Annotated in this window: 19 protein-coding genes; 3 read left to right on the forward strand and 16 right to left on the reverse strand. The window is 25.4% G+C overall.

The features are described from left to right. Window positions 1-13: 13 nt before the first annotated feature. The 16 genes from PWP28_RS05875 to PWP28_RS05950 are packed head-to-tail and all read right to left on the reverse strand — an operon-like array spanning window position 14 to window position 15,847. Complete coding sequence (locus PWP28_RS05875) at window positions 14-994, reverse strand: M23 family metallopeptidase (protein ID WP_109605772.1); 981 nt, start codon at window positions 992-994, stop codon at window positions 14-16. A gap of 18 nt (window positions 995-1,012) precedes the next feature. Then, window positions 1,013-2,254: a GTPase HflX gene (gene hflX / locus PWP28_RS05880; RefSeq protein ID WP_158274879.1), complete on the reverse strand. Its 1,242-nt coding sequence runs from the start codon at window positions 2,252-2,254 to the stop codon at window positions 1,013-1,015. Window positions 2,255-2,256: 2 nt separating this feature from the next. Continuing rightward, a complete protein-coding gene (hfq, locus tag PWP28_RS05885) occupies window positions 2,257-2,493 on the reverse strand; it encodes an RNA chaperone Hfq (protein ID WP_109605776.1) in 237 nt (78 codons plus the stop codon). Continuing rightward, window positions 2,493-3,401, reverse strand: coding sequence for a tRNA (adenosine(37)-N6)-dimethylallyltransferase MiaA (miaA, locus tag PWP28_RS05890; protein ID WP_109605778.1), 909 nt, complete (start codon window positions 3,399-3,401; stop codon window positions 2,493-2,495). Before miaA ends, hfq begins: the two co-directional genes overlap by 1 nt. Beyond that, window positions 3,398-4,174 (reverse strand): class I SAM-dependent methyltransferase, encoded by a 777-nt coding sequence (locus PWP28_RS05895; protein WP_109605780.1) that lies wholly within the window; start codon window positions 4,172-4,174, stop codon window positions 3,398-3,400. Before PWP28_RS05895 ends, miaA begins: the two co-directional genes overlap by 4 nt. Continuing rightward, entirely contained in the window at window positions 4,113-4,442 is a 330-nt protein-coding gene (locus tag PWP28_RS05900) for a hypothetical protein (protein ID WP_109605782.1), read from the reverse strand. Before PWP28_RS05900 ends, PWP28_RS05895 begins: the two co-directional genes overlap by 62 nt. A gap of 11 nt (window positions 4,443-4,453) precedes the next feature. Beyond that, a complete protein-coding gene (locus PWP28_RS05905) occupies window positions 4,454-6,685 on the reverse strand; it encodes a carbohydrate ABC transporter permease (RefSeq protein ID WP_206050585.1) in 2,232 nt (743 codons plus the stop codon). A 12-nt stretch (window positions 6,686-6,697) separates the two neighbouring features. Continuing rightward, complete coding sequence (locus PWP28_RS05910; protein WP_109605784.1) at window positions 6,698-8,062, reverse strand: carbohydrate ABC transporter permease; 1,365 nt, start codon at window positions 8,060-8,062, stop codon at window positions 6,698-6,700. A gap of 15 nt (window positions 8,063-8,077) precedes the next feature. Further along, the gene (fliI, locus tag PWP28_RS05915; protein WP_109605786.1) at window positions 8,078-9,409 is read right to left on the reverse strand and encodes a flagellar protein export ATPase FliI; all 1,332 of its coding nucleotides are present in this window, start codon (window positions 9,407-9,409) and stop codon (window positions 8,078-8,080) included. Then, window positions 9,396-10,106, reverse strand: coding sequence for a hypothetical protein (locus PWP28_RS05920; protein ID WP_109605788.1), 711 nt, complete (start codon window positions 10,104-10,106; stop codon window positions 9,396-9,398). Before PWP28_RS05920 ends, fliI begins: the two co-directional genes overlap by 14 nt. Next, on the reverse strand, window positions 10,099-11,106 hold the full coding sequence (gene fliG / locus PWP28_RS05925) for a flagellar motor switch protein FliG (RefSeq protein ID WP_109605789.1): 1,008 nt from the start codon (window positions 11,104-11,106) through the stop codon (window positions 10,099-10,101). The genes PWP28_RS05920 and fliG overlap by 8 nt, the downstream gene beginning before the upstream one ends. Window positions 11,107-11,119: 13 nt before the next feature. Next, complete coding sequence (gene fliF / locus PWP28_RS05930; RefSeq protein WP_109605791.1) at window positions 11,120-12,673, reverse strand: flagellar basal-body MS-ring/collar protein FliF; 1,554 nt, start codon at window positions 12,671-12,673, stop codon at window positions 11,120-11,122. A gap of 13 nt (window positions 12,674-12,686) precedes the next feature. After that, window positions 12,687-13,688: a lytic transglycosylase domain-containing protein gene (locus PWP28_RS05935; RefSeq protein WP_109605793.1), complete on the reverse strand. Its 1,002-nt coding sequence runs from the start codon at window positions 13,686-13,688 to the stop codon at window positions 12,687-12,689. Between the two features lie 51 nt (window positions 13,689-13,739). Then, window positions 13,740-14,573, reverse strand: coding sequence for a purine-nucleoside phosphorylase (locus PWP28_RS05940; protein ID WP_308644411.1), 834 nt, complete (start codon window positions 14,571-14,573; stop codon window positions 13,740-13,742). A 15-nt stretch (window positions 14,574-14,588) separates the two neighbouring features. Beyond that, on the reverse strand, window positions 14,589-15,101 hold the full coding sequence (gene hpt, locus PWP28_RS05945; RefSeq protein WP_109605797.1) for a hypoxanthine phosphoribosyltransferase: 513 nt from the start codon (window positions 15,099-15,101) through the stop codon (window positions 14,589-14,591). After that, window positions 15,101-15,847: a biotin--[acetyl-CoA-carboxylase] ligase gene (locus PWP28_RS05950; RefSeq protein ID WP_308644412.1), complete on the reverse strand. Its 747-nt coding sequence runs from the start codon at window positions 15,845-15,847 to the stop codon at window positions 15,101-15,103. Before PWP28_RS05950 ends, hpt begins: the two co-directional genes overlap by 1 nt. Before the next feature lie 143 nt (window positions 15,848-15,990). Between PWP28_RS05950 and PWP28_RS05955 the strand changes: the two genes are divergently transcribed. From PWP28_RS05955 to PWP28_RS05965, 3 genes are read left to right on the forward strand one after another with little or no spacing between them, the layout of a single operon-like run. Next, on the forward strand, window positions 15,991-17,094 hold the full coding sequence (locus PWP28_RS05955) for an FtsW/RodA/SpoVE family cell cycle protein (RefSeq protein WP_158274880.1): 1,104 nt from the start codon (window positions 15,991-15,993) through the stop codon (window positions 17,092-17,094). Between the two features lie 8 nt (window positions 17,095-17,102). After that, window positions 17,103-17,987 carry a hypothetical protein gene (locus tag PWP28_RS05960; RefSeq protein WP_109605803.1) on the forward strand — a complete coding sequence of 295 codons (885 nt, stop codon included), beginning with the start codon at window positions 17,103-17,105 and terminating at the stop codon, window positions 17,985-17,987. Further along, on the forward strand, window positions 17,984-18,451 hold the full coding sequence (locus tag PWP28_RS05965; protein ID WP_109605805.1) for a 23S rRNA (pseudouridine(1915)-N(3))-methyltransferase RlmH: 468 nt from the start codon (window positions 17,984-17,986) through the stop codon (window positions 18,449-18,451). The genes PWP28_RS05960 and PWP28_RS05965 overlap by 4 nt, the downstream gene beginning before the upstream one ends. The last annotated feature ends 107 nt before the right edge of the window (window positions 18,452-18,558 follow it).

Below are 18,558 nucleotides of genomic sequence, written 5' to 3' on the forward strand. Positions count from 1 at the left end.
GTATCTCTTTTATTTAATATAATTTATTAAACCTTATATTATAAATTTCTTTATTTCCCCAAAAATCTTCTAATTCTATTTTACCAACAGAATTATTTAAATTTTTACCAATAAATTGACCCCAATTATCTATTTCAATAGGAGTTAAGGCTTCTTTAGAATAAAGTTTTAACCAATACACAGTAGCAGTAGATCCATAACCAAAAACGCTTGGATTATATGCCTCTTCTTCTTTTATTTGTGCAAAATTCAATTTATAAACAATCCTATTATCTATGTATAAAGACATTTTTTTAGGTAATATAGTTGTATTATTACCAATTTTTTCTCTAACTCTTATTTCTAAGTTTGGGTAATCTCCACTATATTCAATAGTTGATATTTCATCTTTTTTTATATCAAAATATTTATTATTAGATCTTATACTTAAAAGTTCCAGATTCTTTTCTCTTGTTTCTTTGTATTCAATATATTCCAAAGCATCTCTTATTATATTACCATTTTCTTTCATTTCCCAAACTTCAAAATGTAAATGTGGAGCCATAGCTTCTCCTGTAGAACCCGAATAAGCAATAACTTCGCCTTTATTAATTTTTAATTCTTCTTCTGGAAATATTATTTCTATTCTTTTTGTAGAAAATTCTTCATTTATCTGTTCTGTAAATCCTGTTATTTTCTTTGAAAAAGAATTCAAATGTGCATATACAGTAGTTAACCCAAGATCTGGATGTTTTATGAATATAGTATTTCCATAAACTGGATCATTTATCCAAACTTTTTCTAAATAACCTTCTGCTGCTGTAAGTACATCTATATTTTCTCTATTAAAAGTAGAAAAGTCAATACCCATATGAAAATGAGGATTATTTCCAGTATTTCTATACTCTCCAAATGATGAAGTTATATAGGAATCTTTTATAGGCAAATTAAATACAGATGCAAAAATATTTATAAGAAATAAAAAATTTATTATTAAAATAAATATCTTTCTCATAAAGCTCACCTCCAAAAATTAAAACTCTTTTATAGATTGATTTTTTATAATTTCCATTTCATATCCTTTTTCATTTTCAGATTTAGAAAGAATTCCTATAATTCCATTCATTTTTTCAATTTTCCAATATTCATTATAATTTATTTGTATTTTTTTAAATTCATATTCATTTAATAATTTAAGTTCTAAAATTAATTTATTCAAAAAATTGTTTATAGAATTAATATCTAAACAATTTATAAAATAAGACTCTGGATATAAAATTTTTAAATCTTCATACTTTTCATCATTTAATAAATCTATTTTTGTAAATACTTTTATAATCAATTTCCTTTTAAACTCTATTTGTTCTATCATAGAATTTACAACAGATATTTTTTTACTCAAATTTTTATCTGTACTATCTATTAAATGAAGTATTATGTCAGAATTATTTATTTCTTCTAATGTAGATTTAAAAGATTCAACTAATTCAATTGGAAGATTTTCAATAAACCCTACTGTATCAGAAAAAAAACTATTTAATCCACAAGGAAATTGAATTTTTCTATTAGTTGGACTTAATGTCGAAAAATATTTTTCTGAAACTATTAAATTTTTATCTTCAGTTAAAGTTTTTAATAAAGTAGATTTTCCAGCACTAGTATACCCAACTAAAGAAAATTTTGGATATGGAAGTTTATCTCTATTTTTAGAGGTCAAATCTCTTTTTTGAGTAGCTTCTTTTAATTTTTCTTTTAATTGATTTATTCTTTTATTTATAGTTCTTCTATCATACTCTAACTGTGTTTCTCCAGGTCCAATTGTTCCAATTCCACCACCAGTTCTTGACATCTCATTTCCTTGACCTTTTAATGAAGAATATTCAAACTTCAAACTGGCCAACTCAACTTGTATTTTACTTATTTTAGTTTTAGCATTTTTCCTAAAGATTTCTAATATTACTTGTGTTCTATCTATTATTTCAAAATTATTTGTAATTATTTTTTGAATATTTTTTCTCTGTATATTAGTTATTCTATCATTTACTATTAAATACTTTATATTTGTATCTTTTAAAGCTTTCATATATTCTTTTATTTCTAATAATTTACCTTTTCCACAATAATATTTTAAATCATATTTATTTCTTTTTTGCTGAAAAACTTTTTCAACATTTATATCAATATTAGAACAAAGAGAGATAAGTTCTTCTATTTGTGAAGACTTATCTTCTCTTTGTTGTACTGATAATAATACACCATTATTTATTTCTATCACCTTCACTGATTTTCATTAGGTTGAAATAGTTTTATAAACTTTGAAGGAACCATCATTTTAACTGCATGTTTATAAACTAATGATTGTTCACCATTTTTTTCTAAAAGTATAGTATAATTATCAAATGATTTAACTATGCCACTTGTTTGAAAATCACCTTCAAAATATATCTTTACTTCTACCTTACTAATTCTTAAAATATTCAAAAATCTGTCCTGTAAGTTAAATTTCTCTGACATCAAAAACCCCCCTTAATAATTTGGATTAATTTATTTTTATTTTCTTCATTATTTGAACTTAATTCTACCCATATAGCTTCTTTTATATGTCTAAAATATATAATTTGTCTTCTTGCATATCTTCTTGTATTAGTTTTTATATTTTCTACCGTATCTTTTAAATCACAATTATAATCCAAATACTTAAAAACTTCTTTATAGCCTATTGTATTTAAAGCATTTAAATTTGGATCATACCCTTTTTCTTTTAAAGATTTAACCTCTTCAATTAAACCATTTTCTATCATTTTGTCAACTCTTTTATTGATTCTATCATGTAAATTTTTTCTATCTCTATTTAAAACTATAATTTGAAAATCGTAATTAGATTTATTTAAAATACTTTTTTTCATATGATATGTCATTGTTTTTCCAGTGTTTAAAAATATTTCTAAAGCCCTTATTATTCTTTTTTTGTCGTTTTTATGTATTCTATTATATGAATCAATATCAATTTGTTTTAAAATTTGATATAAATTTTTTTCTAAAGAAATATTTTCAAGATATTTTCTTATAGAATAATTATTTTCCACATTAAAAAAGCCTTTTGTTAAAGCATCAATATAAAAACCTGTTCCTCCTGTCAATATAGGAATTTTATTTCTCAAAATAATATTTTTTATAGTTTTATCGACAAGTTTAACATATTCATATGCATTGAAGCTTTCTTTTAAATCAATTATATCAAATAAATGATGTTTTATTTTTTGCATTTCATAAATATTTGGTTTTGCAGTTCCAATATTTATTTCTTTGTATATTTGTCTTGAATCCATACATATTATTTCAGCATTTAAATCTTCTGCCAATTTTAAAACTATATCACTTTTTCCGCTAGCTGTTGGTCCAGTTATTATCGGAATTTTCATTTTTTATTTATCACTCCATAATATACTCCACTATGACTACTACCCATTTTTTCATCTACTTTCAACCAATTCCATATACTATCTTTGTCTCTAGCTTTTATAACAACTTTCTTTTTGCATATTTTATACATTTGTTCTATATCCTTTTCATCTAATTGATCATAAACAGCAAATCTTCTCAAAGGATTTAAACTGGCAGATTTCATTTGTGGGTTTTCAAACATTGGATCACAATAGACAAGATCAAAGGAATTTTCTTTTTGTTTATAAATATATTTTTTATAATTAAAATTTTTAATTTTTATGTTTTTAGAGGCTTTTCTCATCCAATTATCTGGGAAATTATAATTTTTTAAACCTTCTTTTACAATTATATATATTGGATATGATCCTTCAAGTCCTATCACATTATCAGAAAAAGCTGCCAATAATAATGCTTCACTACCAAGACCATATGTTAAATCCAAAATAGAATCTTCTTTACAAGGAGTTAATGATTTTATTAAATAATCATCTTTAGTATGCTCATAATTATTATACCTAATCTTAGCAATGGAAGGATGGTAAAAAAACTTACCATTCTTCCAGATTATCTCTAAATTATTATTTTTATCAATTGAAAAATAAAAATCTTCATCATTTATATATTTATATATATGTCTTCTATTTTTATAGACACCATCATAAGCTTTAGCATATTCGTAAGCTTTTTCAATTTGTTCTTTCTTTGGTTTGTGGGATGTTGTAAATATCATTTTGGAGTATTGTTCCATTATTTAATAAAACTCCTCTCTCTTCCAATTTTATTTTTAAAAGACTATATTTTTCATATTTGTTTTTATATATTTCTTCTAACTTTATTTGTTCTGCTTTTATGCCATTGTATTGATTTTCAAGATCTTTATAATAAAACACTATTCTAAAAATTTGAAATCCAAAAAAAGTCATTAGTACAAATAAAAATACTATTGAAACTTTTTTGCTTTTTTTTACTTTTTTATGATTTTTTTTATTGACCTCTTTTATCGTTACAAATGGCATAAAATTCCTCCTTAACCTTTTAAACCACTTTTTGCTATACCTTCAACAAAGTAGTTTTGTAGAAGTATAAATAATAATATTACCGGAATTAATGAGAATGTAGATGCTGACATCAATAAATTGTATATTTCTCCAGATTCACTTCTAAATGTTTGCAATCCAACAGCTAATGTTCTCATTTCTGGACTCTTTGTAACTATAAGAACCCATAAAAATGCATTCCAACTTCCTACAAACTTTAATAAAGCTCCAGTTAATATTGAAGGTTTGCTTAATGGAACCATAACAGTCCACAAGAACCTCCAACTTGAAGAACCATCTATTTTTGCTGCATCCCATAATTCATTAGGTACAGTAAGGAATTGTTGTCTTAACAAGAAAATAGCAAAAACACTTACAACCCAAGGTACAATTAATGCATAATATGAGTCTATCCATTGAAATCTACTTATTGTAATATAATTTGGTACAAGCATAACTTCTCCAGGTACCATCATAGTAGCCAAAAATAAAGTAAAAATAAAATTTTTACCAAAAAAATTCAATTTTGCAAAAGCAAAAGCTGCCATTGATCCAATTATTATTTCTAAAACAGTTGTTGCTGTAGCCATTAAAACGGTGTTCATATAATATTTAGAAAATGGCGCAGCATTCCATGCATCTACATAATTTTGAAATATGTTTTTAAATTTTTCACCAAATGTAAAATTTGCTTTTGCGATAGGCATTTCATCTATTAACCAACTCGAATATATTTTTTTTGTATATATTTCTATATTTGAATTCTCTTTATAAAGTATTTTATCTATAATTTCTGAAGTTTCTAATAATTCTACTCTTGATATACTATTTGAATAAAATTTTGTAAATTTATTCAATTCATTATCTGTAGAAATCCTTAAATTTAACAGTGACTCAAATTCATTTTGTTTATCTGATATCTTTGAATTTATAAATTCAAACTCACTATTAGTTATATATTCTGCATAATTATTTATATTAGCATTATTTTTTGAAAGAGTTCTTAATACACTTATAAATCTTGATAAATCTTTTGGTTCATTTATAAAATCAGATTTTATATTTTCAATTATTTTTGTTTCAAAATGTTGTATAACTAATTCTTTTAATTCTAAAATATTTTTTTTATTTGATAATTTTAAAACTTCTGTTTTGAATTCTTCTGAAAAATCAGATTTTTTTATATCTTCTACAAAATTATTATACATATCTTCCTTTAAAGGAACTTTAAAAGTTATTTTTAAATTATCAAGTTTTTTATTTTGAATATTTTCATAATTACTAATAAAATAAGAGTACATATTCAATGTATTTATATTTTGTATATTAGGTTCATATATATTTTTAGATATTAACATATTAGATTTCGATAGTATTGAATCTTGAAAAGTTTTTATATTTGTGTTAAAGTCCATCAATAAATTCAATATTTTTTCATTTTCTTCAATAGATATCAAACCTAAACCTTTTGAATATATTTCAATTTCATTTATAGTTTTATTTATTTCTGTTCTAAGAACTTTTAAATAATTTTCAAATTCTTGTTTTTTATCATTTATTTCATTTATTCTATTTTGATCATAAGAATCATTTATTCTAAAGTACGGCAAACGATTTATATTTTTTTCTAAAGTAAGATCTATAAATTTTGACATTTTATTCAGATCTAATATTATATTTTTTACCATATTAGTTTTTTTATAGTAGCCCGTTTCTGGAGAAAATAATCCAAAATATAATTTTTCAAAATTTTCTGGCGTAGCCTCCCTATCTATAAAAAATAAATTAATATCTTTTCTTACATCACTATTATCAAAATATTTATAAAATTCTTCTAATAAAACATTTAAATCTTCAGAATCAGCAAAATTTATTTTATCATAATTTAAAGTTATTTCACCTCTTCTAACCTTATCATCATTAACATAATAAACAAGTTTATTAGGATTATAAATACTATTTGAAGTTAACGATTTAAATTCGGTTAATGATAAAACAGATTTATTTGAAATAGTAGAAGATCCTTTTGCCAAATTAATATCTCTAGTTGAACCAAAATTTTTAGATGTCCATGTAGGTGGCCAATTATTAACTTCTCCATCTGTTTTTAATGATGTCATTATCATCCAAGCAAAAGGAAGAATCATAACAACAGCTCCACCTGCGACCAATAAATATATTATTACATTTATAAGCGTTTTCCAAAACTTAGTATAATTCATCTTCATTCCTCCTTAAGAATCATAATGAACTCTTTTTTTACCGGCTTTTATTTGTATGAAAGTGAACAAAAGAATAATTCCAAAAAGCACATAAGCTGCAGCACTTGCTTCTCCCATTCTTTGTTGTGTATAGAACTTATCATATATAAAATATACAACCGTTAAACCAGAGTTATTGTATGGTCCAGGCATACCTGAATAAAGAACGAAAATTTCCGAAAACACCTTAAATGCACCTATCATAGAAACAATCAAAATAAAAAATGTTGTAGGAGATAATAATGGCCAAGTAATAAATTTAAATTTTTGCCATGGATTAGCTCCATCTACTTCTGCTGCTTCATAATATGTTCTACTTATATTTTGTAATCCTGAAAGGAATATTACAGAATAATAACCTATCAATTTCCAAATAGATATTATAGCAACCGTTGGTATTGTAAACTTTTCATCTTTAAGCCACAAAACCTTTTCAAATCCCATTTGTTGTAAAAAATAGTTCAAAAGACCATTATCATTAAAAATCCATTGCCATACCAATGAAACCGCAACTACACTGGTTACAAAAGGTATAAAATAAATAGTTCTAAAAAAAGTTTTTCCAAATAATTTTCTATTCATTAAAAGTGCTATTAAAAGCGCCAAAAATATTGTTATAGGCGTTGATAATAATACATAATATGTAGTATTCCAAATAGCTTTTATAAAATCTGCTTCTTGCTTCGCTATAGAAACATATTTTATTATATCTAAAATCCCTATCTTAGAAGTTAAAAATATGAAGACAAAAAATAATATAAGTCTTCCCATTAATTTATCATTTGTATTATAAGCAAATTTTTTAGCAGCCAATATTGTATAAGCAATAACCAAAATTAAAGAACTAATTATTCCAATAACATTGAAAAAAACAGTCAAAATTATACCAGCAATCCCCAAAATACTCATTATTTTAACTATATTTTTATGTTTTTTATTTTGAATTTTTTTAATATCAAAAATCCAATGCATTAAAAATATAAATGTCAAAAGAATTAATAGAGAATTAAAAAAGGCTTGATTAAAACTGACATCTATAGGATTTTTTAATTGAAATAATTTTTTATAGTTTTCTAAACCTATAAATGCTGGATTTGCCTGATTCTGGAAATCCCATTTAAAAAAACTTAAAATAAAAGAGTATATTACAGGCCAAAAAACAAATATTGAAAGTACCACAAAAGATGGTAGTAAGTACAAATAAGCTGTTATACTTTCATTTGCTTTCCTGTAATTTACAGGAGTTAAAGTTTTTTTAAAAAGAAATTTTAAAAGCAATAAGAATAATACTATTGCAAAAGAAATGACTAAAATCAAATACTCTGCAGGAATACCCATTTAAAATACCTCCATTTAATTATTGGCCATATTCGATATTTCTAACATTTTTTGAACTATATCCTCAATAAGAAAACTTTCTGAAACATCTTGTGTTAGAAATAAATTAATATCATTTATTAACTCTATGGATTTGTCTATCTTTTGATTCATTCCTTTTTTATAAGCCCCTACTTCAATTAAATCTTTTGCATCTTTATAAGTAGAATATAAATCTTTAATAAGTCTAGAAGAAATTAAATGTTCTTTACTGATGACATTATTCATAACCCTTGAAACACTTGATAATATATCAATTGCAGGATAATGTCCTGAATCAGCTAATTTTCTGGATAATACTATATGACCATCAACAATACCTCTAACTGTATCACCAATTGGATCATTCATATCATCTGCTTCAACAAGAACTGTATAAACTCCTGTCATAGTACCTTTATCTGAATTACCAGCCCTTTCTAATATTTTTGGGAGATCTGAAAAAACACTTGGAGTATATCCTCTAGTTGCCGGTGGTTCACCTGTTGAAAGACCTATTTCTCTTTTAGCCATAGCCCATCTTGTTAGCGAATCAACCATTAAAAGAACATTTTTCCCCTTATCTCTAAAGTATTCAGCTATAGAAGTTGCTGTATATAAAGCTTTTACCCTCATAAGAGCTGGTTGATCAGAGGTAGAAACAATTACTACTGATTTTTTTAATCCCTTTTCACCAAGATCCCTTTCTAAAAATTCTCTTACTTCTCTTCCTCTTTCACCAATTAAGGCTATTATATTTATATCAGCTTCTGTGTTTCTCGCAATCATTCCTAATAATGTACTTTTTCCAACTCCACTACCAGCCATTATACTTATACGTTGTCCTCTTCCAATAGTTAACATTCCATCAATAGCTTTAATTCCAACAGAAAGAGGATTTTCAATATTTTTTCTTTTTAAAGGGTTTGGAGGAGAATTATATATACTTATACTATCTTTAAGTTTTAAATCTTTTTCATCTATTGGTCTACAAAGCCCATCAACTACTCTTCCTAAAAGTTCATCTCCAACATTTATTGAAACTTTTTTATTTAATTTTTTTACAGAAGCCCCAACATATAACCCTTCTACATCTTCATAAGGCATGAGTAATAAATTATTATCTTTGAATCCTACTGTTTCAGCAAGAGAAGTGTTTTTATTTTTTAATTTTATTTTACATAAATCGCCTATAGCAGCATCTGGTCCTGTTGATTCTATAGTAACTCCAACAATTCTGTTAACTTTTCCTTCTAATATTAAATTGGATTTGCTTTTTAAATTATTTTTAAAATTATAGAGTATATTTTCAAAATCAATTTTCCTCATTTATGGATTCCTCCAAAGAGTTCATTATTTCTTCTATATACATTTCAGGATTTATATCAAAAATGCCTGATTCAGTGTCTGCAATTATTTGATTATCTTCTAATGAGTTATCTTCTTTTATAGTGAAAGAATCAGATAAAAGTTCTTTAAAAATTTCATAATATTTTTCATTCATATTAGAATTCATTCTTATCTTTACTTTACTATAAGTTGTAAGACGATTTTTTAATCTTGATATTGCCTCATTTAACCATATTGGTTTATTAAAAATTTCTTCATTTAAATATTTTTTTGTAACCGTTTTTATGACTTCAAAAATAAAGTAATTAGATGATGAAATTAGATCATCATAATAATGATCTAATTCATCTAAATTTTTTTGAAGTTTTTCTTTAAAATTATCAACTTCTTTTAACTTAAGATTTTCTATTTCTTTTAATGATTCTTCATGAATTTTTTTGGATTCATTTTCAGCTTTTATTCTTGCTTCTTCTAATATTTTTTTAGATTTTGAAATTGCTTCTTCTATTAATGTCTCAGATTTTTTTTCAGCATCTTTCAATTTGATTTCTATTTCTTTCTCTAAAATCAAACTTTTATTATTTTCGTTTATTTTATTAATTTTATCTTTATCTTCTATATTTATTGGGGTATCAAGAACTACGTACTTATTATCTATTATTTTTTTATTATACAATTAGTTCTTCACCTCCACCACCACCAATTATTATTTCACCTGATTCTTCTAACTTTCTTATTATATTGACTATTCTTTGTTGAGCCTCATCAACATCTTTAACTCTAACAGGACCCATAAATTCTAATTCTTCTTTTATTATCTGACCAGCTCTTTTTGAAATATTTGAAAACATTTTTTCTTTTACTTCTTCAGAAGCTCCTTTTAAAGACAAAGTAAGATCTTTTGTTTCGATTTCTCTTGCAATTCTTTGAACTGCTCTATCATCAAGTTTAACAATATCTTCAAAAACAAACATTCTTTTTCTAATTTCTTCTGAAAGTTTAGGATCTCTTTCAGAAAGTCTGTCAAAAATATTTTTACTTACAACTCTATCTATACTATTCATTATTTCAGCTGAAACTTCTATTCCTCCAACCTGAGAAAAAGTTTGAACCGTAAATGTTGAAAGTCTATCTTTCATCTTTGACTCTATTTCTTTTACCACATCAGGAGTTGCTGAATTCATTACAGATATTCTCTTTATTACATCTACTTGCAATGATTCTGGCAAATTTGCAATTACTTGAGATGAAGTAACAGGAGGTAAATAACATAAAACCAAAGCTACTGTTTGAGGATGTTCATTTTGTAAAACATTTACCATTTGTGCAACATCTATTTTTCTCAGAAAATCAAAAGGTTTAACCTGTAAATTAGATACCAATTTTTCTATTATTTCTATTGCTTTATCAGGACCAAATGCATTTTCAAGAAGTTGTTTTGCATATTCTACTCCACCTTTATTGATAAACTCTTTAACCTTAGCAAATTCAAAAAATTCAGCTAAAATATTTTCTTTTATAGGTTCCTCTATTTTTTCTAAATTAGCTATTTCAAGCGTTAATTGCTCTACATCCGTATCATTTAATTTTTTCAAAACTTTCCCCGCTCTATCAGAACCCATAAGAACTAATAAAATTGCTGATTTTTTAATTCCATTCAATTCATTTTTTTCCATATAAATCCCTCCCTTATTGCGAATTTATCCAGATTTTTATGATTTCGGCAACATCTTCTGGTCTCGCATCAACAATTTCTTCTAATTTCTTTTGAGCTTCTTGAGCAGGTGTATATTCTTCTATAGTTTCTTCTTCTAATTCACTAACAACTTCTTTAACTCTACTTTCAAGTTTTCTTTTTCTTTCTTCAATTATTTTTCTTGTTTTTCTTCTCTTCATCAATTTCATAACTACAAACATTAATAATGTTAATAAACTAACACTTATTATCAATGTAAGAATTAAAATAATTTTATCGTTTTTTTCTTTAATATTTTGTTCAAGTTCAGCTCTAATAGTTTCATATTCTCTATTAAATGCCATAGACATAACAGTTATATTTTCTTGTGAAGTACCTACCGCATTAGAAATTGCTTGTGTAAATTGTTGTTTGATTTCATCATTTTCAGGTATATTAGCTTTTTGAAAGTCAACAAAAACTGTGAATGATTTTGAAGATATTTCTCCATTTTTATCTTCAACAGTTTTTTTATAAATTTCCCCAACATCATAATTAGTAATTGTTTTTGAATTCTTATAAAGTATTCCATCTGCATTCTCAGGAGATTGATATGTAAAAGGCGGAACATTCGAATCAGTTCCAACTACTCCTTGAGTAGAATTGTTATCATACGACTCTTGACTTTCATTTTGTTGGCTTAATATTATTCCTTTATCTTTAGTGGAAGGTTTTAACTCTCTTTCTTCACTTTCTATTTTTTCCCAGTTTAAATTTATTTCTGGTATAACAACGACATTCCCCAAACCAAATATAGTTTGAAGATTTTGTTCAACTTTTTCAGAATAATAGTCTTCAAGTTGTTTTTTTAATTGAAATTTAGTATTTGCATTTCCAACTCCATAATCAGTTACACTAGCTGTTAAGTCATTAGAATAATTATCAACTACTTTAACATTTTCTCTTTCAAGTCCCTGTACAGAACCAGTTATGAAATTTACTATTCCCATAACTTGATCATTTTTCAAAGTATAACCTGCATCTAATATTAAAAGGACTGATGCTCTCGGTTTAGCAGTTTCACCGACTTGATAATATGTTCTTGGCGGAATAACTAAATGTACTCTTGAATACTTAACGCCTTGTATTGTAGATATACTCTTAGATAATTCTCCTTCTAAAGCTATTTGATAATTAACTTGTTTATCATATGATGTAGCTCCAAAACCTTGATTACTAAGCAAATCATATCCTCTATTAGTTCCTCCAAGAGTTCCTTGCGCAGCCATTTTCATTCTTAATTCATTTACATTAACATCAGCAACATATATAGATCCACCTGGTGTAACTTTATACTTTATGTTCATCTCTTCAAGCTTAGAAATTATATTTCCAGCTTCTGATTGTTCAACACCAGAAAGAAAAAAACTATAAGTAACTTTGTTTAAAAGAATAACAGACACTATAACCACGAGTATTAACCCTGCAAGTAAAGAGGAATAAATAACTTTTTGTCTTTTTTCAAGACTTAACCACCATTCACGAATTTTCGCTAAGTATTTACCCATTTACAAACCCCTCTCAAAATAGTTTAATTTCAAAAATAAATGAATTTGAAAATATCTCATAATATAAATCACTTTGTATATTTTTATATTTAAAACCAAAACCTAATTTGGAGTAATTGTTTCTCAAAATTGCTTTAAAATCAACTATATCATTGATTTTTTTAAAATAAGAAAATTCAGGATCATTATAAAATTTTAATATAAAATGTTCCCAGGGTAACCCTATTCTTATTACTCCAGATAAATTTTCTATTCCAAAAGCAAATACCGTCGAAGGATAATATAAAACAGAAATTTCAAAATTAAAATCACTTTTTATTATATCACTTTTCTTAGATAAATTGATATATAAATCTGAATAAAACTCGATTTTTCTGTAAGCCGCAGACAAATATATCGATGTATTTATTTTTTCAACATCGAGATTTAAGCCATCATATCCAAAACTTAAGCCATAAATAAAAGGTGAATATATTTTTCTATTCTGATATTTTTTTTGTTGCTCTTTAACTTTTAAATAATATAATTCGCCTGATGATGTCATTCCATTCTTTAGTATTTTTGAAGGACCATCATGATAAGCTGCTATTTGCTTTTTTTCATCATCAAATAATAATCTAAGATAACCATGATATTCCAAAGCTCCTTTTAAATTATCATAAGGATCGAATAAATTATATACATATAAATCTTGTCCAGTTAAATATTTCATTTGTAAAAGTCCCATTGCATTTGATGAAGATATTGCATGTGTATAATTTGAAGATTCTACCATAATTTGTCCACCAATCAAACTTCTTTGTTGAGACCAAGCTTTAGAAAGGATTTCATTACTATCCAATACAGGGAATTTTGAAATATTGAACAAATTAAAATTGACCTGTTTATTATTGCTAATATTATATTCAAAATAATATCCAGGTTTTAGAAATAACCTTTCATATTTATTAAAAAAAGAAAATAAATGTATAAAAATAAAAGTTACATATACAAATAAAATAATATTTTTTTTCATTAAAATGCCCCCAAGATAGTAAAAAAAGTATCCGGATTGGGAAAATCCGGATCACATATTGTTTATTAAATCCATAATTATTTTAGAGATTTTTCTACCAGCATTCTTAGCAACTTCTAAAACATCATCAGATGTAACTTTTTCAAGTCCTTCAGCAATTGCCATATCAGTTATAGCTGAGATACCTAAAACTTCCATTCCTGCATGATTCGCAACTATTACTTCTGGAACTGTAGACATTCCAACTAAATCTGCTCCAAAATTTCTCATCATTCTCAATTCAGCAGGTGTTTCAAAAGTTGGACCTGTAATTCCAAGATATACTCCCGTAAATACTTTTTCTTCTACATTCTTAGCAGATTTTAAAGCAGCTTCAATCATTTTTTTTGAAAAAGGTTCTGACATATCTGGGAATCTTGGACCCCAATTGTCATTATTCTCTCCAAGTAATGGATTATCTCCAAAGAAATTTATGAAGTCTGTTAATATACAAGGTACACCCTTTTCAAAATTTGGATTCATTCCACCAGCTGCATTGGTAACTATCAGCTTATTTATTCCAATTTCATTCATAACTCTAATAGGAAAAGTTACTTCTTTCATAGTATATCCCTCATAATAATGAAACCTACCATTCATGAGCAATACTTTTTTAGAACCTATATTTCCAATTATTAATTCCCCTTTATGACCAGGGGCTGTAGACTTAGGAAAATTTGGTATATTTTCATAAGATATATTGATAGGATTTTCTACACTTTCTAAAACTGTTTCGAGTCCAGAACCTAAAACAATAGCTAAATCAATATTATCTTTTATTTGTTCCTTTATATATTTTGATGCTTCTTCTACTTTTTTAACATATTCATCGATATTTTTAATCATAAAAACCCTCCTTATTTATTCAACATAACCAATATATGGTAAATTTCTATACTTTTGATCATAATCAAGGCCATAGCCAAGAATAAAATAGTCTCCAAGATCAAATCCAGGAAATTTAACATTAACTCCATGTTGATAGACATTCTTAACAACTGCTGATGCTATCTCTATAGAAGCTGGTTTTTGTCTTTCTAAATATTTTATAATATATTTTAATGTATTACCAGTATCTACAACATCTTCAACTATTAAAACATGTTTTCCCTCTAAAGACTCTTCAACCCAACTCTTAACTTTAATTCTACCAGTAGTATTTTTACCAGAATAACTTGACACTTGAATGAAGTTATATAAAACATTCATATCTATTCTTTTAACCAGATCACTATAAAAATTTATTGACCCTTTTAATACACAGACAGCAACTAATTCATCTGTTTTCTCTTTATAATAATCTGTGATTTCTTTTCCCATTTCTTTCACTCTTTCTTCTATTTGTTCCTCACTTATTAATTCTTTGATATTCATCATTTACCTCCCGATTTTCGAACGCTTATTTCACCTGCATATATTTTTTTTATATTGCCGTCTATATCAATAACCTCCAAATAATCTGGTGTTATTTTTTCAATAAAAACATTTTCTTTTTTTTCATTAAAATTGATCAAAGTAACTTCATCATTAATCTTTATATTTAAAACTTTGAGCCATTTTTTTGTAATAACAGAAACAGATTTTTCCTTTAAATACCTTAAATAATAAGAATTATAAGCTTTATGATTTATTTCATTCATAATCTTTTCAACACTTACTTCTTTATCTATCAAAGATTTTAAATTTACAGCATAATTTTTCAAATGATACGGAATATCATTATTTACATTTATACCAATTCCAACAATTATGGCATTTGGAACTTTTCCGGTTATTATACTTTCACCGACAATACCACAAATTTTTTTATCATTAACTAATAAATCATTAGGCCATTTTATTTTTGCATTTATACTATATTTAGCTAAAGTGTCGTATATAGCCAAAGAAAAAACTCTAACATAATGCCAAGGATTCAAAGGTCTACTCTTAGGTTTAAACAAAACAGAATACCATAAACCACCCAACTCAGATGACCAATGATTTCCTTTTCTACCATAACCAGAATTTTGTACACTGGCCCTCACAACTGTCTCCGATGGCAAATCTCTCCAATTATTTTTTAAATAATTATTAGTAGAATCTATATCATAAAAATGTATATAATTTTCTCCTATCATCTCAAACCACCATTCAATATTTTATTATATATTTATTATAACATAAGTAATACACCGTGTCATCTTTTAAATGGTCTTTTTTAACTCTTTTTTAAACTTTTAAATGTTATAATTACTTTATAAAATAATAATGAGGTGAAATGATGAACTTGTTAAAAAAATTTAATGATAAAAATGAAAGATTTGTAAGATTTGAATATATTTTATTTTTTTCTTATATCATTTTGGCTATAATAGGTTATTTCGCAATAAAAAGTTCTGTATTAAATACCTATAGAGAATCTGTATCAGAAAAACAAATTTTATTTATAATAGTTGGATTTATAATTTATAATTTTATTTTAATAATTCCAGACAGAACCTTTAAAAAATCTATTCCAATTTTTTTCATACTTTCATTTTTATCATTAATAGCTGTTTTATTTTTAGGAACAACTACTTATGGTGCAAAAAGATGGATAAGACTTGGACCTCTCGGAGGATTTCAACCTTCTGAATTTTTTAAATTATTTTTAATTCTTTACCTAAGTTATATTTTATCTTATAAATCAAAAAAACATTTTTATTTTTCATCTATATTGGTTATATTTTCTGCAATTTTAATATATAAAGAACCAGATTTAGGAACTACTTTTATAGTATTATTAATATGGTTTATTTTTATATTTTTGTCTGGAAAATTTGAATTCTTATGGAAATTTTTATTTTTTTCTGGAATGGCTGCTGCACCAGTTTTATTTTTCTTTATGAAAGATTATCAAAAAGCAAGAATAATAGGATTTTTATCTCCAGAAGCTTATTCTTCAGGAATAAGTTATAATGTAATACAATCTACAAGAGCTATAGGTTCTGGCGGAATATTGGGAAGAGGTTATATGAATGGATATATGAATTTGGGAAATTTTGTACCTGAAAATCATAGTGATTTTATCATTTCGGTAATAGGGGAAGAATTTGGATTTATTGGTATTTCTTTAGTACTATTTCTCTATCTTTTAATCTTATTAAGATTGTATAAACTTTATAAAATAAGTTATGATATATTTTGGAAGTACTTTTATATCGTTTCTGCATTTTTATTATTCTTTCATATTTTTGAAAATATTGGTATGAATATGGGAATAATGCCTGTTACTGGAATCGCATTACCTTTTTTGTCTGCTGGAGGAACTTCTACAATATCATTTTCAATACTTTTAGGAATAGCCACTAAGGGAGCTATGACTAATAAAAATATAAAGAGGTGAATTTAATTATGAAATTATTGGGGGCTGTCCCAAATATTAGCGAAGGAAAAGATGAAAAATTAATAAAAAAAATAATTGACATGGCAAATGAATATGAAAAAATGTGGGTTATATCCTATAAAATGGATGAATATTATAATAGAACATTATTAACTGTTATAGGTAAACCAGAATGTGTTATGAATTATTTATTTAAAATGACAGAGATATGCATAAATGAAATTGATATGAAAAATCACTCTGGTGCACATCCAGCAATAGGTTCTGTGGATGTTATACCTATAATTCCCATAACAGAAATAACAAATGATGAAGCTCAAAAAATGGCTCTTGATCTTTCTGAAAAAATTTCTTCTAAATTTAATATTCCAATTTTCTCATATGAAAATTCTACTGATATTTCAAACAAAAAACATATAAATTATATAAGAAAAGATGGTTTTGAATCATTGAAATGGAGAATGAAAACAGGAAAGCTTACATCTGATTTTGGACCAAATGAGCCAAATGAAAATGCTGGAGGATGTATAATTGGAGTTAGGAGTTATTTAATAACATTAGATTTTTATATAAATTCAAAAAACAGATGGCTTGCTGAACAAATAAAAAGAGAATTATTAGTTGAAATCCCAGGAAGTATATTTATAGATAAAAAAAGTGATAATAATTTCATTTTAACTTTAAACGCAAAAGTATCAGATATTTCTTTATTAGATATATATTATACATCGAGAAAAGTAATTGAACATTTTGACTGTGAAATAGAAAAAATAAATATTCCAACACCATTAACTTCTTCAATATTAATAGATTCATTTAAAAAAATTGCTGATAATAATATTGAAGGAAATTTACAAACAATAGAAGAATTTATTCTCTCTAAACTTTCATGAAATATAGAATAATATTAATTGGACCAATAAAAACTTCTTATATAAAAAAGGGAATTTCACAGTATTTAAAATGGATATCAAAATTTCAAAAAATAGAATTTATAGAAATCCCATTATCGGGAGATTTAAATAAAATATCTCCTGAACAATATAAATTAAACGATTATAATAAAATAGAAAAATATATGGAAAACTCAATAAATATAGTTTTAGATGAAAGAGGCGAAAACTTTAATTCTATAGAATTTGCTAAAAAATTAGACAAATTTCAATGTTACGGAAAAAAATATATAACTTTTTTTATAGGAGGTCCTCTTGGACATCATCAAAAAATATATCAATCAGCAGATCTTATCATGGGACTTTCTAAAATGACTTTTACACATGAAATGGTCTCATTATTCATAGCAGAACAAATATTTAGATCTTTTAAAATAAATAACAATGAAAAATATCATTATTAGGACAGCTAAGCTGTCCTTTTTATTATTTTAATAAAAAAATATATATTTTTTTATTAAAAATTTGTATAATCATATAAGTTAGAGTATAATAAATTTGAATAATTTAA

The sequence above is a fragment of the Oceanotoga sp. genome (assembly GCF_030445905.1).
GTDB lineage: Bacteria > Thermotogota > Thermotogae > Petrotogales > Petrotogaceae > Oceanotoga > Oceanotoga teriensis.